The sequence below is a fragment of the Sporosarcina sp. Y838 genome (assembly GCF_056786515.1).
Window position 1 is genome coordinate 562,466 of sequence record NZ_JBXCJD010000001.1, and the last position, 26,972, is coordinate 589,437.

A 26,972-nucleotide genomic window follows, 5' to 3' on the forward strand; every position below is an offset into this window, starting at 1 on the left:
CAATCGATGTTAGCCGTACCGTAGATAATTCAAAATTTAACCGTTTTCACGCCCTTATTGTGTTTTGGTGTGCTTTTATCATTGTCTGTGACGGATTTGATTTAGTGGTTTATGGTGCTGTTGTCTCTGTATTAATGGATGAATGGTCGTTAACGTCCGTTCAAGCAGGTACCATAGGAAGCTATGCTCTAATTGGTATGATGTTTGGAGCATTTATTTTTGCACCACTGGCTGATAAAATTGGACGTAAAAAGATTATAATTTTCTGTATGCTTCTCTTCACCTCTTTCACGGGTCTAATTGCATTTGCCAATAGCCCTACGGAATTTGGAATCTATCGTTTTGTTTCAGGTTTAGGATTAGGAGGGGTGTTCCCGGTTACAGTAGCATTAATGACCGAGTACGCACCAAGAAAAATGAAAAATACGTTAGTTACGCTAATGTTATGCGGCTATGGAGTTGGCGGGATTTTAGCATCAGGACTAGGAATTTTCCTTATTCCTAATTTTGGTTGGCAATCAATGTTTTTAGTAGGTGCTTTGCCTCTACTTGCCATACCGTTTATTTACAAATTTCTACCTGAGTCACTTGGGTTTCTTGTCGCCAAAAATCAAAAGAAAAAGGTCGGTCAGTTATTATCCAAACTGGATCCTTCTTATACGCCTCAGGATGATGACAAGTATGAGATTGTCATTCCTTCTAGAACGGGTATTCCTGTAAAAAAATTATTTGCAAATGGACGGACTCCGAGTACTTTATTATTTTGGACAAACTTTTTTTTATGCTTATTAATCACTTATGGATTAAGTACCTGGCTACCAAGGTTAATGTCCCAAGCGGGGTATGCTTTAGGGTCAAGTTTAACGTTTCTCTTAGTGTTAAATGTAGGTGGTATTTTAGGGTCGCTTATTGGCGGTTGGCTGGCAGACCGTTGGGATACTAAAAAAGTGTTGATCATCTATTTCACCTTGAATGTAGTTTCTTTAACTTTAATGGGAACTCATCCAAATGCATTTGTGCTATATGTTCTTGTAGCGATCGCAGGTGCTACAACGATCGGAACACAAATTATCCTATATTCTTACGCATCACAATATTACCCAATTGAAATTCGTTCGACAGGGATAGGATGGGCATCTGGTGTAGGTAGATTAGGTGGAATCGTTGGCCCAATGTTCGGAGGGATTCTATTGGCTGCTAATTTGCCGCTCCAACAAAACTTTTTGGTATTGACTATTCCAGGAATTATTGCCGCAATTGCTATTTCCTTAGTACGTGAAAAGAAAAATTCGATACAATCGACACAAATATCTCCTGAAAATATATAAGTCGGCCAAAAATCTGTAAAAAGAATAAAGTAAAGCGAAATGTCAGGCGTGGTAACTACTTAGTGTACGCTGAAAAGTCCACTTTACGTGGACTTTTTTAGAATTCCCTATCTATCGAAACAAGGAAGATTGTTTTAGTAGATGACGAAGGATCTAGAAAGCTACCTGGGTAAATTACAAACTGTAGTGAAGGGGGCTAAATTATGCAAATTACCAATGCTGAAGAAATCATTGAAAAAGCAAAGTTTAATAAGTTTCACGGCATGCTGCTCTTTTGGGGTGCGGTGATCATGGTGTTTGATGGTTATGACTTGACAGTTTATGGGGCTGTCGTGCCAATCATAATGGATGAGTGGAATATATCAGCAGTTGAGACAGGCATGATTGGTAGTTATGCTTTAATTGGAATGATGTTAGGGGCATTAATTTTCGGAACAATGGCAGACAGATTTGGCAGGAAAAAGGTAATTTTAATCTGTACTTTTATTTTCAGTCTCTTTATGCTATTTGCAGGACTCGCTCCTAGTCCCGAGATATTTGGACTTTGCAGATTTATAACAGGTTTAGGATTAGGTGGGGTTATGCCGAATGTCATCGCTCTCGTAAGTGATTATTCTCCAAAAGGAACGCGTAGTCGTATGATTGCTACCATAATGGCTGGTTTTTCAATCGGAGGAGTTATTGCTGCCACGCTTAGTATGGTGATTATCCCGTACTTCGGATGGCAATCCGTATTTTTCTTTGGTGCTATGCCATTATTGCTTCTCCCGTTTTTAGCACGTTCACTACCTGACACAGTAGGATCACATATGAAAAAGAAAGAATATAAACAAGTGAGAGAATTACTCGTTAAAGTCAATCCATTGTACAATCCAAAGAAACGCGAAAAATTTGTTATGAATGGCACTGAAATGTCTTCTTCACCAGTGAAATCTCTATTCACTGAACGCAGGGCATCTTCGACGGTCATGTTTTGGATAGCGTATTTCATGTCACTTCTCATGATATACGGATTAAATACGTGGTTGCCAAAATTAATGAATGAAGCAGGGTTTCCACTTGGATCTAGTTTAAGCTTTCTGCTTGCATTGAATGTAGGGGCAACAGTCGGAGCCATCATGATGGGCTGGTTAGCTGATCTTTGGGGCGTTAAAAAAGCGCTTATTATGTTCTATATTGTTGCAGCGATTACGATTATGAGTTTAGGATTTACAAGTAATATGATGCTTTTATACGTACTAGTGGCTATTGCCGGGGCTACAACGATTGGTTCTCAAAACCTTGCCAATTCCTATGTTTCTCAATACTATCCTTCTTCCATTCGTTCTACGGGCTTAGGTTGGGCTTTAGGAATTGGACGTATCGGGGGAATCGTAGGTCCTCTGCTTGGAGGTTTTTTACTGGCTTCAACTTTATCTCTACAATTCAATTTTATGGTCTTTGCATTACCGGGCGTTATTGCAGCATTGGCCGTTTTCTTGATTGATAGAAAACCCAAAAAGGTAACTGTTCCTGACGGGCAAGCAAGTTCTGTTATGGAATGACCTATGGCTACTTAGTTAAGACGAGCAGGTTTGAGAAACCAAACCTGCTCTACTAATATAGGTTGATGAACGGGCGACACGATGTAATCAATAAAAATAAAAAATACAGAGGAAATGGGGTATTCAAATGAAAAACATTACGGTACTTGGAGCAGGAATTATGGGGCATGGTGCTGCTCAATTATTTGCACTAGCAGGCATGCATGTACATATACAAGCTCGACGCGAGACATCCCTGGAAAAAGCACGAGAACTCATGACAAACAGTTTGGAAATTATGGTCGAAAAAGACATGCTGACCAATAATGAAATGGAACAGGCATTAGCCCGTGTCACCTATACAACAGATGTGCTTAAAGCTATTAAGGATGCTGACTTCATTCTTGAATCCATTCCAGAGGTTCTCGAAAACAAACTAGATATTTATGAAATTATTGAGAGCGTTGTCTCTGATAAAACGATTATTTCGTCTAATACTTCTACTTTTCCATTGAAAGAGTTAACTCAAAGGGCAAAGCACCCGGAAAGATTTATCATTACGCACTTCTTTAACCCGCCACAACTTGTACCAATTGTGGAAATCGTTAAATTCGAGAAGACTGATGAAAACATTATAAACACAACTTATGATTTAATGAAGGAAATCGGCAAATCTCCAGTCGTGCTAAAAAAGGAGATTCCAGGCTTTATCGTTAACCGTGTTCAAGTAGCTATGCTTCGCGAGGCGTTCCACTTAATGGAAATGGGAGTAGCTACTGCTGAAGATATCGACATCGCCATGAAAGGAAGCATGGGCTTTAAATGGGCTTTCTGCGGTCCAATGGAAAGCCAGGATTTAGCCGGTCTGGAAACAACAAAAGCGATGGTTGGAAACATTATGGAAGATCTATCGAATACAAGAGAAGTGCCTTCCTTCTTAACAGAAATGGTGGAAAATGAGCAACATGGCATTCGAACGAATCAAGGTTTTTACAACTATGATGATCATGGTGAAAAAGCCATCCATACACGAGACGATCACTTCCTAGACCTTCTAAAGTTACAGAATAGTAAAGAGAACAAGAATAAAACTGTTTCAGCTTCAAAATGATAAATGTGTTGAATGATTTGTGGCCTTGACTAGCGTTTCGACCTTTTGAGAAACTTTCAAAGCGTTTTAGTAGGGTGAAAATTTTGGCGAAAAAGCATGGTATAGGGGTTTTAATTAGTAACCCCTATACCATGCTTTTTCTGGGAGAATGTGTTGCTAATAAAGGAACTGATCAATTTCATAATAGACTCACTACCTATAAAGAATAACAAATAAATATATCTTTAAGTTATATTTTCTGACCATTATTACTAGAAAAATCGGGGATAATTGATTCTCTTAGAAATGATATAAAGGAATGCACAACTGGAGAAATCTCTGATTTACTCCAAGCTACACCCGTATTGTAAGTGGGTGAATTAGGACTTAATGGAATATAGACAATATCATCGTTTTTTACAAATTGAATGGATGAAGGCAAAATGGCAATCCCCATCCCCGAAGCGACGAGGGAGACAACAGTATGCAATTCTTCCGCTTCTTGCGTTTTCTTTGGACTAAAGCCTGCAGTCTGACAAAGACTAATAATAGAATCATAATAACCTTCACCTGAATCTCTTGGTGTCATAATGAATTGTTCATTACTAAGGTTAGCTAAATTGATTTCTCCTTTTTGCTGAGCTAAATGGTGTGTTTTCGGTAATACCACAATAAATGGCTCTTCATGCAATAGTTCGATGTTTACTGATTTGCTAATTACTGGCATGACGACTAAACCAACATGAATTGTTTTATTTTGAAAAGATAAAGTTTGTTCTGCAGTTGTCATTTGTTTTAAAATGACATCTATATTCGGATATTTTACTTTATACCCTCTAAGAATTTTTGGGAGTAGGTCAAAGGCAATTGCTCCTGTAAAGGCTAATATTAATTGTCCAGATTTACCTCGATCTACTCTTTTTGCTTCTTCACAAGCTTGTAAGGTCAGATTCGTAATTTTATAGGCATTCATTAGAAAAGACTTCCCGGCTGCGGTTAAATCTACACGCTGTCTCGTTCTTGAAAAAAGCAATACACCCAATTCAGTTTCAAGTTGTTTAATTTGTTGACTTAATGGGGGCTGTGAAATTTGTAGGCGGTTAGCCGCTCTTCCGAAATGAAGTTCTTCTGCTACAGCAATAAAATATCTCAAATGACGTAATTCCATAAGTAATGATTCCCCCTTGATATCTTTTAAGTATTAAAGTCTACTAAAACAAGTATTAGACATTTGCATTCTTCTATTATAAGCTAATTGTATCAAAGATTCAGAATTAAATGTATATTTTGGGTGAGACATATACATGATTTCTGTTTTTGAAATTAAAGTAGTGGAGGAATGTTCAAATGACAACAGCGATATCTAGCGATGTAAAAGAAAGAGTTAGTACTTATTTAAAAGAAAATCGGGAAAAGCTAGTGTCCGATCTCCAGACATTAATTCAAATCCCAAGTGAATCAGGATATGAAGGGCCTGTTCAGGAACATATTCGCAAAATAATGGTTGGCCTAGGCCTTGATGTTGATACGTTCGAAGCAGATGAATCGGTTCGAAATCACCCGGAATACACAGAGTCAGAAGTTGAGCGGAAGGTTGGCTTTAAAGGTCGACCAAATGTGGTTGGAAAATGGGCTGGTTCGGGTGGGAAAGGGAAATCGTTATTAATGTTTACTCACGTAGACACTGTTCCTGTAGGAGATCCTGTTCATTGGAGTTATCCGCCACTTGAAGGGGTAATTGATAAGGGCATCATGTATGGACGAGGAACCGCTGACAACAAAGGTGGTTTTGGATCTATCCTTGCGGCATTAGAAATTATTCATAACTTAGGTTTAAAACCCAATGCAGACATTACGGCAATATCTGTTGTAGATGAGGAAGTCGGAGGCGCTGCAGGTGCCGTTGCAATGACGCAACGATTGCAAGAGGAAGGATTTAAGGCAGATGCTTGTATTTACCCACACCCACTAACTCCGGGCTTAGCACCTCAGATTGCCTGTGCGGGTGGACTCATTTTTAAAGTTAAAGTCAAGGGGCTTGCTGCACATAATCTGAATGGACAAATTGGTGTAAATGCGATTGGTAAGGCTATCAAAATATATGAAGCGTTAATAGAGTTAGATGAAGAGCGGGCTAAAACGATTAAATACGCACCTTTTGAAAGATATTTTGAAGCTTCAAACATGCCAGTTCGTTCTACTAACTTAACGCCAGCTATTATAAGTGCTGGTGATTGGGCTTATAAAGTTCCAGCCGAATGTGAACTAACGGGAACAATTGGTTACCCACCAAATGAGGAACTAGAAGATGTAAAAGCACAAATTGTAGCAGCGATTAATAAAGTTGCAGCTAAAGATGAATGGCTAACTGAACATCCACCTGTAATTAGTTGGGAATGGCAAACAAGTGCAGCGGAAATTAGTCCCGATCATCCCCTTGTGACATTGTCTAAGTCAAATATTGACAAAGTTACTGGGAAAGACACTGAGATTCTAGGAATGCCTACATTTAGTGATATTCGCTTATCAATTCTACACTTGGATATTCCGACAATCATTTACGGTCCAACTGGCGGTAATTTACATGGTGCTGATGAATGGTTAAACCTGGAAGAGTGGCTTCAATGTGTTGAAATTAACGTCCTAAACATCCTTGAATGGTGTGGATTTGAAGAAGTTAGTTAAGAACCGTCAATGATGTAATCTCGCAAAAAGTCTAAGTTTCAAGAAAGATAGTTCAATATTTTGTGTCCTTGTGTTATTGAAGTGCATTCTTCTGGTCTGTGAAAGGTTGAGAAATTATTCTCATAAATTCGGATTTGAAGAAGGCACTTTTCTTTTTTTATAATTGAGGGAATTTTGTAACTAATGGAAGTGAAAAAAATAAACGTGCAGGAATTGGTGTCGTAAAATCGAATAACATTAATGAAGGATCAAATATAAGCGAATGGGAAAGAAGGTATGCCAACTAAACGTAAGGAGCAGAATCAGGTACTTGATACGGACTCAACCCAAACTTGTTTTTATGGATAGGACTAGCTTTGTAGATTTCTACCTTATATTCTGCAATTGAATTAAAGAAGAATTCCTGTTCGTACTTTTCATGGCTTGAAAAAAATACTGGAATATTTCAATTTTGATTCTACTCAAAAAAGGGGTGCACATAATGGCTAAGGCTAAACTTGCAGTTGATGTTGGGGGCACATTTACGGATCTAATAATAATAAGTGAAGAAACAAATACATTCACTGTCCATAAGGTACCAAGCACAATTGAAGATCAATCGATTGGGGTAGTTAAAGGCATTAAAGAAATATGTGAAAATGCAGATATACCACTATCCGATGTAGATTATATACTTCATGGAACGACAGTCGCTACAAATATTACAATTGAACGAGACGGAGCGACTGTAGGCATGTTAACCACGAGAAACTACAGGGATATTTTACACATTGCACGTCACAAAAAGGTTGAAAACTTTTCGATTCAACAAGATTTACCATGGCAATCAGAACCATTGGTAAAGCGTCGCAATAGGCTTCCGATTACAGAGAAATTATCTGCTCCAAATGGTGAAATTACGACAGCTTTAAATGAAGAAGATGTGCGTTTGGCTGTTCAACAACTGAAAGAGTCAGGTGTTGACGTGGTAATTGTTTGTTTCATGTTCTCGTTCATTAATGATGTTCATGAACGTAGAGCAAAAGAAATTGTAAATGAATTATGGCCAGAAGTGCAGTGCTTTACATCTAGTGAAGTAGTCCCGCAAATTAGAGAATATGAACGGTTTAGTACGACAGCAATGAATGCTTATGTAGCGCCTAAGGTAAGTCGTTATGTAGACCATTTGGTAAAATCACTAGAAAGTATTGGTAGCAAGGGGAAATTACACATTATGCAATCATCTGGAGGAATGGCATCCGTTGAGATGGCAACTGCAACACCTGTCACTTTACTGAAATCAGGACCAGCTGGAGGTGTCTTAGCCGCAGTCAGATGGGGAGAATTAGATAATATCGATAACTTGATTAGTGTAGATATTGGTGGGACTTCTGCTGACATATCAGTCATTCCAAATAGAGTAGCTAAGCTTGTCAATTCTCTTGATGCTACTGTTAATAGTTCACCAGTGCTCACTCCAATGGTTGATGTAGAAACAATAGGTGCTGGCGGTGGGTCAATCGCATACGTTGACGCTGGCGGCGCTTTCAGAGTAGGGCCAAAAAGCGCGGGTGCAAATCCAGGTCCAGCTTGTTACAATCAAGGCGGTCAAGATCCCTGTGTAACTGACGCTAATATTGTGTTAGGTAGACTAGATAAAGAACAATTTCTCGGTGGTGATCTCAATATTGATCCAGAGCTAAGTTTTAAAGCGATGGAAAGACTTGCCAAACAGCTGAATATGACCACAGAAGAAGCTGCTTTAGGCGTACTTAAGATCATCAATAGCCATATGGCATTATCAATCCGTGCAAGCTCTGTTAAAAAAGGAACAGATCCTAGGGAGTATTCTTTGTTTGCTGCAGGAGGGGCAGGTCCATTACATGCCGTTGACTTGGCTGACACGGTCGATTCCAAATCAGTAGTTGTTCCAACTTATCCAGGAGTCGCCGCGGCAATAGGTCTGTTGGTAGGAAACCTTAAATATGATTTCATAAAATCACGCGTAGCGAGTTCAGAGGACATTTCTGAAGAGCTCATTGCTAAAATCAATATCGATTTTGATGGACTAGTGAATCAAGCTAAAACTCAATTGAAAAAGGATGGCATTAACTCAGAGTTTATTGGCATTGAAAAAATTGCAGAATGTCGTTATGTCGGTCAGGGAATAGAATTACGCGTTCCATTACCAGAAGGGGAACTGACAGAAGACTCAATGAAGGAAATTCACAAGAACTTCCATATGGTACATGAACAAGAGTATGGACATCATTTCCCAGATACGCATGTACAGATTATAACTTTACGTGTCATTGGAACTGGTAATATACCTCCTATGGAATTGCCTAAATTGGAAAAAGGAAATAGGGATAACCCTAAAGAGGCCATCGCATACGTACGTGATACCGTTTTTGAAATAGATGGAGAAATAAAGCGAATACCAACACCACGATTCAAACGAGATAAGTTACTAGCCTTTGACTTAGTAAGCGGACCAGCTGTTGTCGTGCAACGTGATTCTACAACATTAATCCCACCAAACTGGGAAGCTACTGTTTCAATTTACGGTACGCTCTTGGTTGCGGCTAAAAACATAACAGTAGAAAAAGAGCAACAGCTAGAAAAAATTGGTATATAAAGGGGAGAGTAATGACATGACGTTGACAAATGAAAACAGGGGAAAAATGGATCCTGTAACACTGCAAATTATTGGCGGTGCACTTCATACAATTGCGAAAGAAATGGCCCATGTAATTGAACGGATGGCATACTCCTCGCTTATTCGTGAATCAGAAGATTTAGGTGCGGGTGTATTTAATAAGTTTGGCCATACAATCGCGGAAGCTGATTCAACACCAATGCAACTAGGATGTTTACCGGGGTATATCAAAGGATTTCAAAGTGTCTTGGGAGATAATATAAATCCAGGCGATATCATTTGGAATAACGATCCATATGCTGGTGCATCACACTCACCGGATATCGCACTATGTCAACCGATATTTTATGATGGCGAGATAGTTGGATATGCAGGAACTTCAGCACATCATCTGGACATCGGCGGAGCACAACCTGGATTAATGGTTGACGTTCCTGATATATATGCTGAAGGATTGATCATGAATGGCATAAAGTATTATGAAAAAGGAGTACGAAATGAGACAGTAGCTGAGATTGTGCGCCAAAATGTGCGGACACCTCGTGAAGTACTGGGAGATTTAGAAGCTCAAGTAGCTGGTTGCCGTCTCGGTGTTAAACGTTTCGTTGAATTGATGGATAAATACGGAAAAGATACTGTGCTACAGGCCTCAGAAGAGCTAATGGACTATTCAGAGCGTGTGATGAGGCAAAAGATTGCAAAGGTTCCAGATGGGACATATGAAGCAGAATCATGGTTAGATGACGACGGTCGTAATTTGGACAAACGACTAAGAGTACATGTACAAATTAATATCGAAGGGGACGAATTAGAAGTAGATGTATCCGGCTCGGCGGATCAGACACCTACGGCATTCAATGCGTCGTATTCAGGCGCCCTTTGTGTAAGCGTTTACAGTGTATTGCGTTCTATATTCTTAGATACTGCTGTACATGAAGAATTCATCCCACCAAACCATGGGACTTTCCGTCCGATTACCGTAACAGCTCGAGAAGGTTGTATATTTAACCCAATTAAACCAGCTGCTACATTCAGTCGAGCCAATCAGGTAAATACAGTTGCGGATTTGATCATCAAAGCGTTAGCACCAGTACTACCAGAACAAACATGTGCAGGTAGCTCAGCCAATATCCAATTTGCTTCCTATGCAGGCCTAGATAAGAATCACGACTACTGGGTTTATATTGAAGTTAACGAAGGTTCCTATGGCGGTCGTCCAGGAAAAGATGGAATGGATGCAATGGACTTCAGCTCATGGAATACTCGTAACAACCCGATAGAGGATCTCGATATGCATGTACCAATGGTTTGTGATAGATATGAATTGCGTGAAGATACGGGCGGTGCAGGTCGCTGGCGTGGAGGTCTTGGAATCGTCCGTAAAAATCGTATGTTAACTGATGGATTTATGACAATGGAGGGGGATAAACATACTGTACGTCCATGGGGATTCAAAGGAGGATTGCCGGGCACTAGCGCAAGCCTCATTAAGAATCCCGATACAAACCCAGAACATCTTAGTTCAAAATTAAACGGCTATACGCTTAAAGCAGGAGAATCCATTATGGTTTCGGTCCCATCCTCTGGCGGCTATGGTGATCCGCTAGACAGACCAGCAGAACAAGTCTATGAAGATGTATTGGATGATTATGTCTCGGCAGAAACGGCTCTAAGGGATTACGGGGTCATCATTAATAATAGAAAACTCGATGTAGAAGGCTCAAAAGAAATTAGAAAGAAACTGCGAGCACAAAGAGGTAAAGTAGAGTTATATACTCACTAAAATTTCATGTTGATAAAGATGCTTCAAAGGAAGGGTGATTGCTAAAAAATCATCCATTCTTTGAAGCATTATAAATTAAGGGGATTTTCAAAAGAAAGTTGAACTGAACTAAGCATCTAGAATGCAAAATACCTAAAACCGCCATTTAGCTTCTATAAAAGTATCCAATACCAGGAGGGCTAACGATTAATGAGCAAAAACAACGAAAGTAACCATTTAATAGAAGAGTCAATCCTTCCTATAACAAATAATAAGCGTACAGTTGGTATGTTAGGCTACTTTTTCATTTGGGTCGGTATCGTTGTTATGATTGTTGCTTACCAATTTGGCGGGGATGCTGTTAATTCACATTCAATTATCATCAGTATGCTAACTATTTGTCTTGCCTATTTTACGATTGGTATTGTCATGTTATTGTCAGCGGATATTGGAACAGAACATGGCCTTTCTTTTGCAGTTTATCTTCGCGCACCATTTGGAATATATGGTACCCATTTTCCGGGGGTATCTCGCGGAATTGTTGCAGCAGCATGGTTTGGAATTCAAACGTACCTAGGAGCCCTTGCTCTAAATGGTATCTTTCAATATCTGACAGGATATGATAATTGGATTGTTTGGTATGTTTTATTTGCTGCAGTACAAGTAATTAATACGATGTTAGGTATTAAGGCTGTAGAAAAGTTTGCTAGTTTGGCTGCACCCATATTAATTGGTATATCGGTTTGGATGTATTTTTATTTGGATGGTCTAGCTCAAATGGGTGGTCACAATATTTGGACATTTGTGGGTGAGGGGAATACTTCCTTACTTTTAATCTTCATGGCCAATCTATCTCTTTGGGCAGCATTAGCAGTCGATGTTCCCAATATCTCACGTTTTATCAAAGTTAATTCAGGAAACAAAAAGTTTTTTAAACGGAATAAAAATATTTTTGCTGCTCAGATTATTGCATTACCTATCCTTTCAACGTTTATGGCGTTTATTGGAGCAGTTGCCTTTATTGCGACTGGTAATTGGAATCCAATTACCATTATTCAAGAAAACCAAAGCGGTTTAATTCTAATCGTATTATTAGCATTAGTTATAATTGCTCAATGGTCAACAAATAATGCTGCAAACTTAATTCCGGCTACGCTTGCATTTGTAAATGCGCTTGCACCTAAAATAAGTTATAAAATGGGTGTGGTTTTAGCGGGGATTGTTGGCACTGCTACTATGCCATGGTTGATATTGGAACATTTATACGTATTTCTCGGTTTCTATGGCGGAGCGCTATCGGCTATAGGGGGGATTATGATATGCGATTACTTCTTAATCCGGCGTAGAAGAGTCAATATACCAGATTTATATAAAAAAGATGGGCAGTTTCGCTATATGAAAGGGTATAATCCTGCTGGTCTAATTGCATGGGTAGTAGCGAGTGCTATCGCAATTAAATTTTTGTCAATAGCATATCTTGTCGGGCTTCCGCTAGGTTTCGTTATCTATTACGTGTTAATGAAATTATGGATTATACCAAAATATCCTCAAGCCGAGATTGATTCAAACTATGATGACAAATATTTGTCAACGAGTGTACATCAGGATTGGGTATATACTCAAGGTAGATTTGTAAGTGAAAAGTATGGTAACGCACTTGATGAAACAGATGACTCATTATCACCCAGCCAGAATGCGGTAGATCTAAGCTAATATCCACTTGCCAAGCAAACTGTCTCTGCTGGGGACAGTTTGTCTATGATTTTGTAACTACTCCATTGCCTGTAGTAGTTGAAATAACGGTAGCTCCTTACGATACAGTAAGGGGCTACCGTTATTTCAACGATAAACCGTTGTCATCCCAAGCCTTTAGCGCATCTAATCAAGAATCTGACCACCTGGGAACCCCCGATGAATCGGACCAGTAGATGATGTGTTGGTATTAGTACGTTGTGATGATTAAAGTAAATATGAATTGGATTTGCTAAATCTTAGACATGATGTTGTCTTTAAGTTTTTTTTACCTCTTTTATTCTCCAAGATAATTTCTCAATTGATTTCGTGTCAGGATCGAAGTCCCTAAAAAATAAAGATGAATATTCAGTCCTAATTCTCGTATCTGAATAATATAATCATTCAAAGGCTTGTACTTCAATTAGGAAGAATGGGGGGTCAACATGAAGTTTAAAAAATCTTTAGCTTTATTGTTAGCAGGAGGTTTGGTGGCAGGAGTGTTAGCTGGCTGTGGGGGAAAGCAAAAAACAGCTGAATCAGATGGGGAAAATGATTTACCGATTATTAAAATCGCCACACAGACACCACTATCAGGAGGCAGTGCTGCAATTGGAGAAGTAATTAAGCTAGGTGCACAGCTTGCATTAGACGACCAAAAAGAAAAGTTTAAAGAATTAGGATTTGAGTTACAGCTGGTACCTTATGATGACCAAGCCGATCCTAAAAAAGGAGTAGCCAATGCTCAATTAATAGGAGCAGATAAATCTATATTTGCAGTTGTGGGTCACTTCAACTCAGGCGTTGCTATCCCATCTTCAGAAGTATATGAAAAATACAGTATCGCAATGGTTTCTCCAGCCAACTCAGCAACAGAAGTTACGGATAGAGGATTAAAAACAGTGAATCGTATCGTTGCTCGAGATGATTCTCAAGGTCCAGCAGGGGCTGATTTTGCGGTTAATACATTAAAAGCAAAGAAAATCTTTATCGTTCAAGACAAAACAGCATACGGTACAGGCCTTGCGGAAGCCTTCGAAAAAGGTGCTGAGGACGCAGGAGCAGAAATTATTGGGTTTGAAGGGATTACGCTTGGAGAGAAAGATTTTAATGGAGTTCTAAACCAAATCCTCTCTAAAAAACCAGATCTAGTATACTTTGGGGGAATCTACGCAGAAGGTGGGCTACTAATAAAACAAGCTCGCGAAAAAGGTATTGATATCCCGATTATGGGTGGAGATGGATTAGATTCTTCTACACTTGTTGAAATTGCCGGAGATGCAATTAAAAACACGTATATTACTACGCTAGCAGGAGATCCTGCTGAATCAGAAGATGGGAAAGAGTTTATGGAAAGGTACAAAGCAATAAACAATCGAGATGCAGAAGCGTACTCAGTTTACGGCTATGACACAATGGGTGTGGTATTAAAAGGTATCGAGAATGCAATTACAGAAAATAACAATAAATTGCCGACACGCGAACAAGTTAGAGATGCTGTTCGTGGCATAAAAGATTATCAAGGCGTGTTAACAACAGTTAGCTTTGATGACATTGGCGACAATGAGTATGCAAAAGTGTTTATTTTTAATTACAAAGAAGCTAGTTATCCACCGCAATTAGAAGGTGAAGTTGAAAAGTAAGTAGGTTGGAAGGGTATGATTCATTTTTGACTGGCTAGCTTCAGGCGCCAACTCCTCGGGTCATAAGTCAGACCGGCTACGTGGCAAAGAACGCCACTGCGTGCCTGCAAGGATGCAGGTATGCAGTCGTTGCGACAGGACGTCGCGATCTTAGACTGCCTTCCTTTATCGTCTTATGCCTGTCGGAGCTGTGCGGCGCCTTGCGCTTTTCTGACTGGCTAGCTTCAGGCACCAACTCCTCGGAGGCCCACAGGATGTGGGTCACGTAGCGGGGAGGGATTGAGCTGTATCCCTCCTTATTGCCGCAGGACGCGGCGTACTTTGGCTGTGATCCTTGAAAGTCAGACCGGCTACGTGGCAAAGAACGTCACTGCGTGCCTGCAAGGATGCAGGTATGCAGTCGTTGCGACAGGACGTCGCGATCTTAGACTGCCTTCCTTTATCGTCTTATGCCTGTTGGAGCTGTGCGGCGCCTTGCGCTTTTCATGATGTCTAGCTCCAGGCGCCCTACGCTTTACTTAGTGATCGTACCCTTTTTTTCTATACACCTGGGACAAGGAGGTAACTTATGCTGAACGAAATACTACAAACAATCCCGCAAGTCTTGATTGATGGCCTTGCCTTAGGAACTGTGTATGCAGTCATTGCTTTAGGGTACACAATGGTTTATGGGATATTGGAATTAATTAACTTTGCACACGGTGAGATCTTTATGACAGGAGCTTTTATTGGGACAGCCTTATTAATCTTTATGACAGGAACTGGATGGGGTTCGGCGCTTCCTGCCATTGTTATGCTAATGATTGTCCTCATAGTAACTGCTTTCCTAACAGGTTTTTTGGGAATGGGTATTGAAAGATTAGCGTATAGACCCTTACGCAATGCACCTAGATTGATACCGCTAATTACAGCTATCGGTATTTCATTTTTATTACAGGATGTTGTTAGATTCATAGCGGAATTAACAAAAGGAAACTATATTGTAACGGGACCTAGTCTTTTTACAGAACAAGTTTTGATTAAAACTTCATCCATAAGTTCCATTTTTAACGATGCATCTATAAAAACATCATTTATTATTGTGCTAGTTACGGCAGTTGTAATGATGATTGCTCTAGATATATTTGTGAATAGGACAAGATGGGGAATGGCGATGCGGGCTGTAGCACAAGATCGAGAAACAGCCTCCTTGATGACAGTAAATGTGAATAAAGTTATTTCAATAACCTTTTTTGTAGGATCTGCTCTTGGCGGGGCAACGGGGGTATTATTTGCTGTACAATACGGAACAATTGATCCTTATATTGGATTTATTCTTGGATTGAAAGCATTTACTGCGGCGGTGTTAGGCGGCATAGGGAATATCCGTGGTGCGATGCTTGGCGGTTTACTACTTGGGGTATTAGAAATGTTTGCATCTGCTAATTTAACGATTTTAACTGGTGGCGTATTTGGTGCCGAATACAAAGATGTGTTTGCATTTGCAATATTGATCATCGTGTTACTTTTTAAACCGGAGGGCTTATTAGGCAAACCGGTCACTGAGAAAGTGTAGGTGAGAAGATTGAAAACTCTATGGAAAAAATACGAACAAAACAAACTTGCGCATGGAATCTTTCTTCTAATTTACATCGGGATTACATCACTAAGTTTATATACGGCACAGAAGTCAGTTACCGCATTTTTGCTTCTATTAGCTTCATTATTACTATTATATTTCACAAAGTTTAGTAATCTCACGAAATGGTTGATAGCAGGTTTTGTGCTCGTGTTTTTACTTCCGTTCACTGCTAGTAATGGAGATGCTTATCAATCGTATATGGAAGTATCCACACTCGTTGGTATCTATATCGCTATGGCATTAGGGTTAAATATTGTAGTTGGTATGGCTGGTCTTCTTGATTTGGGATTTGTCGCATTTTTCGCAGTTGGGGCATACACATATGGTATTTTTGCGACAGCGCAAGCCTCTAATTTTATGCCGTTTGGAACTTTCCCTTTATCAGGAGAAAGCTTCTGGCTATTCATTATCATTGGCGGCTTGGTAGCTGCATTGTTTGGAATTCTACTTGGAATACCAGTTCTTCGGGTTAAAGGAGATTATCTAGCTATTGTTACGTTAGGTTTTGGAGAGATTATTAGAATTATTTTTAATAATCTAGATCGCCCCGTTAATATTACAAATGGTGCAATGGGGATATCTTCTGTCACTCCACCTAGATTGTTTGGAATTGATTTCCTTTATCCAAGTCAGTTTTATTACATTGTGCTTGTTTTATTATTTTTAACCATTTTTACAGTTCGCCGTTTTGAACACTCCAAAATAGGGCGTTCGTGGAAAGCGGTGAGGGAAAATGAAATAGCTGCTCAAGCTATGGGCGTCCCTTTAGTCCGAACAAAACTAATGGCGTTTGCGATTGGTGCTACCTTCTCAGGGATGATGGGCGTCGTTTTTGCTGCTAAACAAGCATTTGTAGATCCTACAAGCTTTACATTACTTGAGTCAATTACGATATTAGTAATGGTGGTTCTCGGGGGTATGGGAAGTGTCCCGGGCGTTATTCTAGGGGCAGCAGTCATGACAATTCTGAATCTCCAAGTATTGACGGAAATGACAAATTGGTTGAATCAACTAAATTTGACAGGCGTGATTTCTATACCATACGCATTATCACCAGCTAAAATGCAAAGGTTTATATTTGGCGCACTACTAATCCTGTTTGCTTTATATAGACCAAAAGGACTCTTACCAGCAAAAAACCGTATATTTATCGAAAAGGACTTACAAGGAGTAAATGTGAAAGCCAAGTTAGTAACCACGCCGGAACAATCGGAAAATGAGAAACCGTAGCAAAAGGAGGTGCAGTCATTGTCTATTTTAGAAGTTCGAAATTTAACTAAAAAGTTTGGCGGTCTAACAGCAAATCAAGATGTATCAATGACAGTAGAGAAAAACTCAATTACAGCAGTTATTGGACCAAACGGCGCTGGAAAAACTACGTTCTTTAATATGATTACTGGTATGTATCAGCCAACGTCTGGCATGATTCTCCTTGAAAACGAGAAAATAAATGGATTAAAACCACATGACGTTTCGAGAAAAGGGATTGCACGGACATTTCAAAATATCCGTTTGTTTAATGAAATGTCAGTGCTTGAAAATGTTCTTGTTGGTATGCATACCCATTTAAAAGCAGGTCTAATGGGTATTCTATTAAATCTTCCTGCCATCAGAAAGGAAGAGAAAGCGTCAGAAATGGCCGCTTATAATTTATTGGAATATGTAGGACTGGCTCATCTTTTAAATGAAAAAGCGTGTAACCTAAGCTATGGCGCACAAAGAAGGCTGGAAATCGCAAGAGCCCTTGCTGCCAATCCAAAGGTTTTATTATTAGACGAACCTGCCGCGGGGATGAATCCAAAAGAAACAAAAAATCTGACTCAGCTCATAAAGAGCATGAAACATGAGTTTAATCTAACCGTTCTCTTAATCGAGCACGATATGAAGCTCGTCATGGAAATCTCTGAACATATCGTTGTATTAGATCATGGCGAAAAAATTGCGGAAGGTAAGCCTGAGAACATCAGAAATAATCCAAAGGTTATAGAAGCATATCTAGGATCGGGAGCTATTCAAACGGGATAGGGGGACAATATATGCTTCAATTAGTAAATGTTGAATCCTATTATGGTGGTATTCAGGCCTTAAAGGGTATTGACGTGTTAGTAGAAAAGGGAGAAATTGTAACACTTATAGGGAGTAACGGTGCTGGAAAATCAACCACACTCAAATCCATAAGCGGATTGGTGAAAGTAAAGACTGGCAAAATTTTATATAATGAACTGGAAATCTCAAACAAGCCTGCCCATGAAACGACTTTATTGGGAATTGCTCATGTTCCCGAAGGTAGAAGAATTTTTTCAAAACTGTCGGTAAAGGAAAACTTACTAATGGGCGCATTTTCTGTAAAGAATAAAAACGTCATCAATGAAAGAATGGAAAAAGTATTTCACTATTTCCCTAAATTGAAAGACCGTATTGAACAAAAAGGGGGGACGATGAGCGGAGGAGAACAGCAAATGCTTGCCATCGGGCGAGCACTCATGATGGAACCGGAATTATTAATGCTAGACGAACCTTCAATGGGACTAGCTCCAATCATTGTGGAACAAATTTTTGAAATCATAAAAGAATTAAATCAAGAAGGCATAACGATTTTACTTGTGGAACAAAATGCTTATCAAGCGCTGCAAATTGCGCATAGAGGTTATGTGATTCAAACAGGAGAAATTAAACTTCAAGGAAATGGCTATGATTTGATAACGAATGAAGAAGTCCGAGAAGCATACTTGGCATAGTATTACATTAGTAAGATTTCAAAAACGCTTAGATATTAAATATCCAAGCGTTTTTGTGTTGGATGAGATGTGTTCGGTACTGGTGGAGATTGTAGCTATTTAAAGTGGCATTCGAGGAAATCCAACGTCTAAGCGATGACCGAGCAACGCATGCAGCAGCCATCTCACGATAAATCCATCTGAAAGATCAAATCCAAAGGGAACTGTTAGCAACAGAAACAAAGAATGAACATATAGAAAGAGCATGTTTTGAAAAGAGACTGATTAAAACATGCTCTTAATGAATGTAATGGATTAACTTCTCTCTTTTCTATTCATAACGATAAGTGAAAGGATGAAAAAAACAATTGTTGTGCCGATTAAATACAGTACGCTTATCAATTTCGTTATTGTTTGGCCATTCATTTCATAAACGACGCCCATATTGGATAAGAAATCTTCCTTTAATCCAGGAGGTGCATTTGCAAAAGCCTCGACCAATGAATTTTCCATTAAAAGTTGTCTAAACAGCGAGGCAGAATGGGAAACTGGGAATAATTTTACGATTGTTTGAAGGTAGTCGGGTAACGTACCGATTGGAATATAGATGCCTGCCAAAAAGCCGAGCAGCGTGCCAATGACTGTGCTTGCGGCGGCAAAAGCATTTGTTGTTTTGAAAAATGAGACGACAAACAGAACCATTGAGCCACTTGAGACAACTGCTAATACTATGACACCAACCAATAAGACTGTCTTGTCAAAAGCCAACAGTCCCTCGCCAGATAGGAAAAGAAAGACGTTTGCAACGATTAATGTAAAAATACACATGATAAACCCAATAAATAATGCACTTAAAATATAGCCGCCAACCAATTTAGCACGAGAAATAGGGGAGGCATAAAAATCCATAAACCTTTTATATGTCCGATCCTCTACTAGAATGCCAAAAGATCCTAAAGTAGTCGTCATCGAAGTAATCGCGAGAATTCCTGCAATGAACCAAGAGGTGAGTAATAATTTTTTTGAAGGGAAGTCAGGAAGTCCTTTTGACGTTAAATCTCCTAGAAAAAGAACATACAAAGCGATGAGTATAATAACTGAAAGAAATGAAAAGAAGATTGTTGTTTTGTCACGGAAGTATAATAAAATATTCCTTTTAGTGAATGCCATCATCGCTGTTCACGTCCTTTCCGTTAATTGCGATGAACACGTCATCTAGGCTTGATTTTCGGACTTCGAAAGAAGAGATATATTCTGCATGTTTCACTAGTATTGGAATTGCCGACTTTGTTTCTTGTAGCTGAACATAGAATAGTGATTTATCTACTTTATATTCAATTTCATCTTCGGATAATAAGCTCCTCATCGCTCTCTCATCGACTGCTGTGATGACTAAGAGATCAGATGCATAGTCATTTTTTAGTTGTTCAGGTGTTCCTTTTGCAATGATTGCTCCCGCTTTCATCACAACCACATAATCTGAATTGGCCGCTTCCTCGATATAATGCGTCGTTAGAAAAACAGTCATCTTTGTTTCTTTTTGAAGTTGTAAAATCGTGTTCCAAATACTTTTTCGGCTCCCGGCATCGAGGCCGGTTGTCGGTTCATCTAATATTAAAATCGAGGGCGTATGTATGAGTGCCCGCGCAATATCAGTTCTTCTTTTTTCACCGCCCGATAGTTTTCCGTAAGGACGTTTAATAAATGAATGTAAATCTGTAATAGCCGTTACTCGTTGAATTGCCTTATTCTTTTCCTCCTTCGACATTCCATAAAAAGATGCTCGAACTTGTAAATTTTCTTCGACTGTTAACAAAGGATCCAATATGCTGTCTTGGAAGACGACGCCAATTTCCTGTCGAATTTTATCGTCTTGTTTTCCTAAGGTGTATCCATTTACTCTCACCTCGCCTGTATCTTGTTTCAATAGCGTTAATAAAATGGATATGGTCGTTGATTTACCTGCGCCGTTTGCACCTAAAAATGAAAACAAAGCACCTTCTTCAACGTGAAAGTTGATATCCTTCACAGCTTCTAATTTCCCAAATGATTTTGACAGCCCACTCACTTCGATGATTCTATTCAAGAAATCCCTCCGTTTTTCGGTTTTGAATAATTGTATTCATTCGATTTGCACTCGCTGGGTCGACAATGAATCCGATTCCGATTGGGAATAAGCGGATTGTCAAATAAATCAATAGCAATAACTTCTATTAATTATTCAAACTCATACGGCTGTATACCTATTTAGAGAAATATAGTTCTCTTTTTGTATATATTAACAAGTGTAACAGAATTTTCTGTCCATACACTCATTGGAATCTGAAAATTGATACCGTTCCGTCCTTTTTGAATCAACATGTAATAAATTATCTAAAAGCCAATTGTAAGGTTGGATCGTATTTATTGTTTTCAAGCACGCGCATGGACAAGGGCATCTGTAAGCAGTACCGAATGCGACATTGACACTATTGATATCGTATTGGCTTTAGTTTAGTGTTGGATACTAGGTATGCATTGTCAAGAAGTCTGTGTAATATATGGCTTCATGATTTTTTTGCAACAATATAGAGGGTGGTATTAGCTTGGGTAGAATGGAACGTAGGAAAAAAAAGACACGATTAAGCAACATTAAAGAATGTTTTAAATCAAAAAAACTCATTAGTAGACTATTAGTAGTCTCTATAGGCATTATCTTGTTTGGTCTATTGGTATTTACTATTTTAATATCGTTAAGCGATGTAAGTAAATTGGATATTGTTGAACCAAGACCTACATTTATTTATGATATAAATGGCGAGGTAGCAAGTAAAGTTTCTAACTCTAAAATCGAAGGAGTTAGTCTGGACCAAATTCCAAAAGAACTCATTGAAGCATTTGTCGCTACAGAAGACCAACATTTTTATAAGCATAACGGTATTAATTACTTTGGCATTACCAAAGCATTCATGCAAAATTTAGTTTCAGGTAAAGTCGTTTCTGGTGGTAGTACAATCACGCAACAACTTTCGAAAAATGTATTTCTAACCGCGGAACGCACTTATACACGTAAATTCAAAGAACTTATATTCACTAAGAAAATTGAGAGAAAGTACTCTAAAGATGAAATCATGGAACGCTATCTAAATCGAATTTATTTTGGTGAAGGCGCATGGGGCATTCAGCGAGCAGCACAAGTCTATTTTGGTAAAGATGTTAGTGAACTAACATTAAACGAATCAGCTACACTAGCAGGAATAGTCAAAGCCCCATCTAACTTATCGCCTTATAAAAGCATGGAAAAAGCGGTTGACCGAAGAAATATCGTGCTGTCATTAATGAAGAGCGAAGGATACATCAGTCAAAAGGATTTTGAAAAAAACCTAACTCAACCCATTGTATTAACGGATAAAGAGACGGTAGATTATAAAGGGAATTATCCATATTATGTTGACTATCTAATCCAGGAAGCAGTAGATAAGTACAAGCTAACTGAGAATGAAGTGCTGTCTGGGGGACTTCATATTTATACGGAACTAAATCCTGTTATTCAGGACGCTACGGAAGAAGTATTCCAGAATGAAAACAATTTTCCAGATAGCAAGCCTGATCAACTGATTCAAAGTGGGTCCATATTCATTAATCCTAAAACAGGTGGGATTAGCGCGTTAGTTGGAGGAAGAGGAGAATATACTTACAAACGATTTAATAATGCGACAAATTTAATAAGGCAGCCCGGGTCAGCATTAAAACCACTCGCGGTTTACACATCTGCATTGGAGCAGGGTTATGAATTTGGGGATATGCTGGTTGATGAACCAATCAATATAGGCGGTTATCAACCACAAAATATTGATAAACAATACCGCGGAACAGTCACAATGTATGATGCACTCATTAATTCTTATAACATACCCGCAGTTTGGTTGTTGAATGAAATGGGCGTTGAAGAGGGTTTTAGTGCAGTTGAACGGTTCGGTATTCCTTTAGAAAAAGAAGATCATAATCTCGGACTAGCACTAGGGGGCTTACACCGAGGAACGTCACCCTTGTTAATGGCCCAGGCTTTTTCCGCATTTCCTAACGATGGAATAATGATGCAAGCTCATGCTATTTCAGAAATAAAGGATGCTGAAGGGAAAATAGTTGGAAGTTGGAGTGGAAAATCTGACCGAGTTACGGAACCGGAAGTTGCTCAAAAGATGACGTATATGCTAAAAGATGTTGTCGAAAACGGAACAGCTAAAAATGCACAGATACCCGGACTAGACGTAGCTGGAAAAACCGGTACTACACAACTACCATTCCCAGGTGTAGCTGGTTCGAAGGATCACTGGTTTGTTGGATATACGCCAGACATCGTTGGTGCAATTTGGTTAGGGTATGATAAAACAGATCAAGACCATTACTTAACAGCAACTAGTGGTGTCACAGTCACAACTATCTTCCAACAAATAGTAGCTAAATTCATGAGTGAATTGCCCAACAAGGACTTTAATTTACCATTGGTTGAAAAGAAGAAAAAGAAACAAAGTAAAATGATAGAGAACGGTCAGAAGAAAGATAAAGAACATAAAAAGGATAAAGAGGATAAGAAAGATAAGGGGAAAGACGGAGATAAAGAAAACAACAAGGATAAGAAAGATCAGGGCAAAGAAAGAGATAAAGAAAACAAAAAGGATAAAGAGGACAAGAAGGATAAGGGTAAAGACAGAGACAAAGAAAACAAAAAGGATAAGGAGGACAAGAGAAATAAGGAGAAAAACAAAGACAAAGACAAAAACAAAGACAAAAAGGATAAAGATGACTAGAGAGACATGATTACTTGTCCTGAAGAGGTAAGGAAAGCTTTCCAGCAATTTAATGATTAACATTCTTTCATCGAAAAAGCCCTTGGAAACTAGGATCATTCCTAAATTCCGAAGGGCTTTTTTCATTCAAATGGTACTGATACAGACAAGCGATTTGATTGAAATTGTGTATCATTCCATGACAGTAGGTTTTCAACGTAACCTAACGTATCTGCATTTGTTGGGCCAATAATACGCTGTAGAGCTACTAAGTCATAATTGTAGCTTTTGTTATTTGTAATGATTGGATTAACAGCTCCTAGGGCGAGAACCCCACCTACTACTGGGTTTTTAAGTAGTCCATTAGCGTCGTAATACTGTGATAAATAATCAGGTCCTTTTGTGCTAATGTCTATAATGAACAACCTTTTAGGCGAGTGACTTTCAACACGAACCTTATAAAAATCGTCGTAATTTACTTGGAGTGTGTATTCTCCATTGTATTTGTCAAAGTTAAACAGCTCATTTAAAATGTTATTTCTGAAGGAATAGATATAAAAGATGCCATATCCACCACTCCCGCCCATATCAATACTCACCATAATGTCAGGTATATTATCTTTATTAAAGTCGCCAAGAAACAACCTAGCATTATATCCCGCGTTGTTTTTGAAATGAACGGTTGTACTTTTATTTGACCACCCATCTCGAATCACAAGCGAAATGTTGTCGGCAAAGATACTTGGTGGTCCATCGACATTACCATATAAATAGACGGTATCTAAAATGCCATCTCCGTTGACATCCCCTGTCTTCCAGTCCAACAATGTAGTATTTTCGTTAAAATTAATCCCTCCTATTCAAATACAATCGTTGTTCATTGCAATATATGCTGATAGTAGCTTGTTGATTTTCACTTCCCTACAAATTAAAACACAAGTTTTTAGGTACCTGTGCGCTTTGTATTTATCCTTTGTATAATTACTTAGATGTGTGAATTGTTTGTCTCTGTGTCTGACACAAGTACCTTTCACTTTGAAGTAAAAGTGGCGCAATTCTTCAAATGTAGTTACCCGTTTGAGGCTTTTTTTTACGTATATACTAAAGACTGTAGGGAACACTCATGATATGGAGGTGTTTAGGGTATGGGTGAAATGTGGGAACTGGATTTCTGGGAAATGATACTAAGGGTAACGCTCTCATTTATTGTTCTACTCATACTTGCGCGCCTTATGGGGAAAAAACAGATTTCCCAATTGACATTTTTCCATTACGTAACAGGCATAACAATTGGTTCCATCGCTGCTGAAATTGTTAGTAAATCAGGAGGTCCTTTTTTGAATGGTCTCTTAGCGATGGTCTGGTGGGCGCTGCTGACATTGCTCATGAGTTTTATTGCACTCAAATCACAGAAATTCCGTGTCATTCTTGACGACGAGCCGACAATTGTCATGCATGGTGGAAAATTACTTGAGAAATCCATGAAAAAAGCACGGCTCAGTCTTAATGATTTGAACATGATGTTGCGGGAACAAGGGATCTTTTCAATCAAAGACGTCGATTATGCCGTGTTTGAAACGAATGGAACCTTGAGTGTTTTGAAAAAAGCGGGGCTGGACCCTGCTACGAAAAAAGATGTGAACGCACCTGCACCCCAAGCGAAATATATTCCGATGGAAATCATATCTGAGTATACAATCGTCAAAAAGAATTTAACAGAACTTGGTTTAACAGAAGAGTGGTTGTACGAGCAGTTGAAAAAACAGGGTATAGGACATATCGAGCAAGTCTTTTATGCAGAAATTCAAGCTGATGGAAGTTTATATGTGGATAGCAGTGCCGAAAATAAATGATAAAAGCGTCATGAATCAATCGAAACTGTTTATGATTGAGCCGAGAACACCCGTGACTTCAGTCGTGGGATGAATTGGCTTTCTTTTTTTCGTTATAAAGTGATATCACTTGACGAACTTATGTTCTGTTTAGTAGAATATTCTTACGAAGGGCGGTGAGAAAATATGGAACTGAAAAAAGATTACCGAACTTATCAAATCAACAGTAAAAAAGGACATAGAATATATTCTTATTTCAATAAACTTTGTCTAAATAGTAATAACTTGTATAACACGACAAATTTCTTTATCAGGCAGGTATACACTGCTTTAAACAATGAAGGTGTGTTACAACCTTTACGAATAGAAGTAATGAACACAATTCGTGACAATATTGATAAAATGAATGCAAATCAACGAAGAGCATATAGCAAAAAATTAGAAAAAGAACAAATGAAACCGAAAGACGAACAAAGAGAAATAAAGGAAAACCTATTTGAGTTACCTTCAAAAGAAAAATCCTTCTTAGGTTACAATTTTCTTGATTGTCTATTTAAAACAATTAAACAAAAAGACCATTATTCATTACCAGGTCAGATAAATCAACAAGTTCTTAGAAATGTCGTGCAAAATTGGACTAGTTTTTTCGCAAGTTTGAAAGACTTCAAGAAGAATCCAGGAAAATATACAGGAAGACCTTCTATTCCTGGTTACCTACCAAAAGGAAGCAGGAAAGAATCAACTCTATCGAATCAGATTTGCAAAATTAAAGACGGTAAATATCTAAGCTTCCCAAAAACTAAAAGAAAAATAAATATTGGTAAGTTAGCAAATTTCAACGGTAAGTTTCAACAAGTGAGAATCATACCCAAGCACAATTGTTTTACTGTTGAATTAGTGTTTTTAATCGAGTTAAAAAAACAAGTATCCGCCAAAATGGAACGATGCATGAGCATTGATCTAGGACTTGATAACATTGCAGCGCTAGTGTTTAATACAGAGCACGTCCCAGTCCTATTTAAAGGCGGTAAAGTAAAATCCATCAATCAGTGGTACAACAAAATACGTGCATATTACTACGCTGCTCTTCGTAACGGACAAAAACCAAGAGAAGGAAACTTCCATTCCAAAAAGTTAGTAAAATTAGATTCCGCAAGACATAGACAAATCATAGACTTTTTCCATAAAGTTAGTTTCAATATCGTGAAAATAGCCGTGGAAAGAAACATTGATGCAATTGTTATTGGCAAGAATGTGGGGTGGAAACAAAAAATAGAATTAGGGAAAAGAAATAATCAAAACTTCGTCCAAGTGCCACACTCACTGCTAATAGAATTAATCAGTTACAAAGCGAATGCTGAGGGCATTTCAGTAATTGTAACTGAAGAAAGCTACACATCACAGGCAAGTTTTGTAGATGAAGACATTATTCCGACCTACAAATCGGGGGATAATGTCAAACAAGTATTCAGTGGAAAAAGATTAAAACGAGGTATTTACCGTACTAAAAATAAATTTTTGATAAATGCGGATGTTAATGGTGCAGCAAACATCCTAAGAAAAGTAGTGCCGAAAGCATTCGCTAACGGTATAGCGGCTGTGTGTTCCCAGCCTCAAGTGGTCAATGTGCGAT

Annotated in this window: 19 protein-coding genes; 15 read left to right on the forward strand and 4 right to left on the reverse strand. The window is 38.7% G+C overall.

Annotation, left to right across the window (positions count from 1 at the left end; all coding sequences use genetic code 11):
- Positions 1 to 2 precede the first annotated feature (2 nt).
- From AC1TO4_RS02685 to AC1TO4_RS02695, 3 genes are all read left to right on the forward strand, one after another.
- Entirely contained in the window at positions 3 to 1,328 is a 1,326-nt protein-coding gene (locus AC1TO4_RS02685; RefSeq protein ID WP_482104043.1) for an MFS transporter, read from the forward strand.
- Positions 1,329 to 1,531: 203 nt separating this feature from the next.
- Positions 1,532 to 2,872 carry an MFS transporter gene (locus AC1TO4_RS02690; protein ID WP_482104013.1) on the forward strand — a complete coding sequence of 447 codons (1,341 nt, stop codon included), beginning with the start codon at positions 1,532 to 1,534 and terminating at the stop codon, positions 2,870 to 2,872.
- Between the two features lie 127 nt (positions 2,873 to 2,999).
- On the forward strand, positions 3,000 to 3,962 hold the full coding sequence (locus AC1TO4_RS02695) for a 3-hydroxyacyl-CoA dehydrogenase family protein (protein WP_482104014.1): 963 nt from the start codon (positions 3,000 to 3,002) through the stop codon (positions 3,960 to 3,962).
- A gap of 229 nt (positions 3,963 to 4,191) precedes the next feature.
- On the opposite strand, the gene AC1TO4_RS02700 is transcribed toward AC1TO4_RS02695, so the two are convergent.
- Entirely contained in the window at positions 4,192 to 5,109 is a 918-nt protein-coding gene (locus AC1TO4_RS02700; protein WP_482104015.1) for a LysR family transcriptional regulator, read from the reverse strand.
- Between the two features lie 179 nt (positions 5,110 to 5,288).
- Between AC1TO4_RS02700 and AC1TO4_RS02705 the strand changes: the two genes are divergently transcribed.
- The 9 genes from AC1TO4_RS02705 to AC1TO4_RS02745 all read left to right on the forward strand — a co-directional run bounded on the left by AC1TO4_RS02705 (position 5,289) and on the right by AC1TO4_RS02745 (position 18,759).
- The gene (locus AC1TO4_RS02705; protein ID WP_482104016.1) at positions 5,289 to 6,626 is read left to right on the forward strand and encodes an ArgE/DapE family deacylase; all 1,338 of its coding nucleotides are present in this window, start codon (positions 5,289 to 5,291) and stop codon (positions 6,624 to 6,626) included.
- A gap of 481 nt (positions 6,627 to 7,107) precedes the next feature.
- Entirely contained in the window at positions 7,108 to 9,243 is a 2,136-nt protein-coding gene (locus tag AC1TO4_RS02710; protein ID WP_482104017.1) for a hydantoinase/oxoprolinase family protein, read from the forward strand.
- Positions 9,244 to 9,259: 16 nt separating this feature from the next.
- A complete protein-coding gene (locus AC1TO4_RS02715) occupies positions 9,260 to 11,047 on the forward strand; it encodes a hydantoinase B/oxoprolinase family protein (protein ID WP_482104018.1) in 1,788 nt (595 codons plus the stop codon).
- A 189-nt stretch (positions 11,048 to 11,236) separates the two neighbouring features.
- Entirely contained in the window at positions 11,237 to 12,739 is a 1,503-nt protein-coding gene (locus AC1TO4_RS02720; protein ID WP_482104019.1) for an NCS1 family transporter, read from the forward strand.
- 464 nt (positions 12,740 to 13,203) lie between these two features.
- Complete coding sequence (locus AC1TO4_RS02725; RefSeq protein ID WP_482104020.1) at positions 13,204 to 14,400, forward strand: branched-chain amino acid ABC transporter substrate-binding protein; 1,197 nt, start codon at positions 13,204 to 13,206, stop codon at positions 14,398 to 14,400.
- A gap of 568 nt (positions 14,401 to 14,968) precedes the next feature.
- The gene (locus AC1TO4_RS02730; RefSeq protein WP_482104021.1) at positions 14,969 to 15,955 is read left to right on the forward strand and encodes a branched-chain amino acid ABC transporter permease; all 987 of its coding nucleotides are present in this window, start codon (positions 14,969 to 14,971) and stop codon (positions 15,953 to 15,955) included.
- A gap of 57 nt (positions 15,956 to 16,012) precedes the next feature.
- Positions 16,013 to 17,251, forward strand: a complete 1,239-nt coding sequence (locus tag AC1TO4_RS02735) for a branched-chain amino acid ABC transporter permease (RefSeq protein ID WP_482104044.1) — start codon at positions 16,013 to 16,015, stop codon at positions 17,249 to 17,251.
- A gap of 18 nt (positions 17,252 to 17,269) precedes the next feature.
- On the forward strand, positions 17,270 to 18,046 hold the full coding sequence (locus AC1TO4_RS02740) for an ABC transporter ATP-binding protein (RefSeq protein WP_482104022.1): 777 nt from the start codon (positions 17,270 to 17,272) through the stop codon (positions 18,044 to 18,046).
- 11 nt (positions 18,047 to 18,057) lie between these two features.
- Positions 18,058 to 18,759, forward strand: coding sequence for an ABC transporter ATP-binding protein (locus AC1TO4_RS02745; RefSeq protein ID WP_482104023.1), 702 nt, complete (start codon positions 18,058 to 18,060; stop codon positions 18,757 to 18,759).
- Positions 18,760 to 19,053: 294 nt separating this feature from the next.
- On the opposite strand, the gene AC1TO4_RS02750 is transcribed toward AC1TO4_RS02745, so the two are convergent.
- Both AC1TO4_RS02750 and AC1TO4_RS02755 read right to left on the reverse strand, forming a co-directional pair.
- The gene (locus AC1TO4_RS02750; protein WP_482104024.1) at positions 19,054 to 19,911 is read right to left on the reverse strand and encodes an ABC transporter permease; all 858 of its coding nucleotides are present in this window, start codon (positions 19,909 to 19,911) and stop codon (positions 19,054 to 19,056) included.
- Positions 19,895 to 20,824 (reverse strand): ABC transporter ATP-binding protein, encoded by a 930-nt coding sequence (locus tag AC1TO4_RS02755; protein WP_482104025.1) that lies wholly within the window; start codon positions 20,822 to 20,824, stop codon positions 19,895 to 19,897. The genes AC1TO4_RS02750 and AC1TO4_RS02755 overlap by 17 nt, the downstream gene beginning before the upstream one ends.
- Before the next feature lie 508 nt (positions 20,825 to 21,332).
- Here AC1TO4_RS02755 and AC1TO4_RS02760 point away from each other — a divergent pair.
- Positions 21,333 to 23,528, forward strand: a complete 2,196-nt coding sequence (locus tag AC1TO4_RS02760) for a transglycosylase domain-containing protein (RefSeq protein ID WP_482104045.1) — start codon at positions 21,333 to 21,335, stop codon at positions 23,526 to 23,528.
- Positions 23,529 to 23,650: 122 nt separating this feature from the next.
- Here AC1TO4_RS02760 and AC1TO4_RS02765 read toward each other — a convergent pair whose 3' ends face one another.
- Positions 23,651 to 24,334: a VCBS repeat-containing protein gene (locus tag AC1TO4_RS02765; RefSeq protein WP_482104026.1), complete on the reverse strand. Its 684-nt coding sequence runs from the start codon at positions 24,332 to 24,334 to the stop codon at positions 23,651 to 23,653.
- A gap of 318 nt (positions 24,335 to 24,652) precedes the next feature.
- On the opposite strand from AC1TO4_RS02765, the gene AC1TO4_RS02770 reads away from it, so the two are divergent.
- Positions 24,653 to 25,360: a DUF421 domain-containing protein gene (locus AC1TO4_RS02770; RefSeq protein WP_482104027.1), complete on the forward strand. Its 708-nt coding sequence runs from the start codon at positions 24,653 to 24,655 to the stop codon at positions 25,358 to 25,360.
- A gap of 165 nt (positions 25,361 to 25,525) precedes the next feature.
- A partial coding sequence (locus tag AC1TO4_RS02775) for an RNA-guided endonuclease InsQ/TnpB family protein (RefSeq protein ID WP_482104028.1) occupies positions 25,526 to 26,972 on the forward strand: 1,447 nt, incomplete at its 3' end.